The 2,849-nt window shown below is 38.3% G+C and carries 1 pseudogene; it reads left to right on the top strand.

The features are described from left to right. Positions 1-341 precede the first annotated feature (341 nt). Positions 342-2,478, top strand: a pseudogene (uvrB, locus tag BN338_RS05260) (excinuclease ABC subunit UvrB). Positions 2,479-2,849: the final 371 nt, after the last annotated feature.

Here is a 2,849-nt window from a genome sequence, read left to right as displayed (position 1 = left end):
ATTGCTTTAGATGCTTTTGAAAGTCGTAAAGCTGAACTAAAGAATGATGGTAAAGATGGAAGCTGGTTTGCACCTTTACACCTTCATAACAGCTATAATAACTCCTCTTGAATATCATCACGGCAAAAATATACATAATCCCCGAACAACCGCAAACATGTCCTTTACAAAGAAATATTTTGAAGAATTCATCTCATAAAAAACTTGATCAATATCCTAACGAAAGCTTCAGTCAACCAAAACAAACCTGTTCAATAACGCTTTGCTGTTATCGTAATGAAGTTGTAAAAATTTGTATTCCCTTTAAAATTACGAGCACTTTTCTATCAAAGGATACAACAATGAAAAATGGTGTTACTGCAACCGTAGAAGCTCTTTCTGCTCTCATTGCTTCAGGTAATCCTCTTTTTAAGAATGGTGCATTATGGACACCTCACCGCCCTATTCCTCCTGAAAAATCTGAAGGTGGTATTCCGTTTCAACTCGAAACATCCTTTAAACCGGCAGGAGATCAGCCTCAAGCCATTAAAACTCTGGTTGAGGGAATTGAAAAAGATGAACGCACACAAGTACTTTTGGGGGTTACAGGCTCAGGAAAGACCTATACGATGGCGAAAGTCATTGAACAAACACAACGTCCAGCTCTTATCTTAGCCCCTAATAAAACTTTAGCGGCACAGCTTTATGGGGAATTTAAAAGCTTTTTTCCTCACAATGCTGTCGAATATTTTGTTTCTTATTATGACTATTATCAACCAGAAGCCTATGTTGCACGCTCTGACACTTATATTGAAAAAGAATCCTCTATTAACGAACAAATCGACCGGATGCGCCATGCTGCAACACGCGCCGTATTAGAGCGTGATGACGTTATCATCGTCGCATCTGTCTCCTGTATCTACGGAATTGGTTCCGTAGAAACCTATACGGCCATGACCTTCCAAATAGAAAAAGGGGACAAACTCAATCAACGAAAACTCTTGGCTGATTTAGTCTCTCAACAGTATTATCGACAAGATATCAATTTTACTCGTGGTTCTTTTCGTGTGCGAGGAGATACAATTGAAATTTTTCCAGTCCATCTTGAAGATCGCGCTTGGCGTATCTCGCTCTTTGGCGATGAAGTAGAAACAATTACGGAATTTGATCCTCTAACGGGACAAAAAACAGAGGATCTTCAATCTATTAAAATTTATGCCAATTCACACTACGTCATACCGCGTCCAACCTTAAATCAAGCCATGAAAGCCATCAAAAAAGAACTGGTTCAACGTCTTGATGAATTGAATGCTGCTGGACGTCTTTTAGAAGCACAACGCTTAGAACAACGTACAATTTTTGATTTAGAAATGTTAGAAACAACAGGTTCATGTCCGGGAATTGAAAATTATTCACGTTATTTAACAGGGCGAAATCCTGGTGAACCACCACCAACCTTATTCGAATATATTCCACTCAATGCTCTTGTTTTTATCGATGAAAGCCACGTCACTATTCCCCAAATTGGTGGTATGTATCGCGGAGACTTTCGCAGAAAAGCCACTCTCGCAGAATATGGTTTTCGCCTCCCTTCCTGTATGGACAACCGTCCTTTGCGCTTTGAAGAATGGGACGCTATGCGCCCACAAACCATTGCTGTCTCCGCAACACCAGGACGCTGGGAAATAGAACAATCCCATGGCATTTTTGCTGAACAAATCATTCGTCCAACAGGGCTTGTGGATCCAGAAACAGAAATTCGTCCAGCACGCACCCAAGTCGATGATGTCGTCAATGAAATTCGTAAAACAATTCAAAAAGGCTATCGCACATTAATCACTGTCCTAACCAAGCGTATGGCCGAAGATTTAACGGAATATCTTCACGAACAAGGTATTCGCGTACGCTATATGCATTCCGACATTGATACATTAGAACGTATTGAAATTCTTCGTGATCTGCGGCTTGGCACCTTTGATGTTCTCATTGGCATCAACCTCCTTCGAGAAGGTTTGGATATTCCAGAATGCGGTTTTGTTGCCATACTAGATGCCGATAAAGAGGGTTTTTTGCGCTCAGAAACCTCACTCGTACAAACCATCGGTCGTGCTGCACGCAACGTAGATGGTCGGGTTATTCTTTATGCCGATACAATTACAGGCTCTATAGAACGTGCTTTACGAGAAACACAAAGACGTCGACAAAAACAGATAACCTACAATAAAGAGCACCATATCACACCAACCAGTATCAAAAAAAAATATCGACGATATTCTCAATGCAGGAAGTGAAAACCATCAAACGCTTACAAATATTTCTAATTTTATCACGCAAAATAATATGGATCGTAATAATTTAGCAAGCCATATTCAATCTCTGGAAAAATCAATGCGTAAAGCAGCAGCAGATCTTAATTTTGAAGAAGCAGCACAACTTCGTGATGAAATAAAACAACTTCAAAAAATAGAACTAGAAATCGCGGATGCCCCCTTTAAATAGCCACAACAAATACCCTACCCATGATCCTCCCATTAATTCTTAAGTGACACAAATCTTGATCACGAAGGTTCATCTATAGATACCAACGTTTAAAAAAATCAAAAAGAAAAATTTAGCTCAACAAATAATCTAAAAAGTCTCAAAGACTCTCAAATAAATCTTGAATTTTCAAAAACTCATACTAAATAGCTAGCAAGCAAAAGCATGTTATAAAGTTCAATATAAAGGAAAAAGAATACTTGAAAAATTTCAAATATGAGTCTTTTTCAAAAAAAATTCCTTAGTAAACATATTATACTGAAAAGCTATAAGTTTTTCTAAAAATGCTTCTAAGTTCTCAATCAATAATAATAAATTAAAGGGAATGTTTT

The sequence above is a fragment of the Bartonella queenslandensis AUST/NH15 genome (genome assembly GCF_000312585.1).
Classification (GTDB): Bacteria; Pseudomonadota; Alphaproteobacteria; order Rhizobiales; family Rhizobiaceae; genus Bartonella; species Bartonella queenslandensis_A.
The sequence above is the reverse complement of the archived record's forward strand: the minus strand, read 5'-3'. Positions and strand labels throughout refer to the sequence as shown.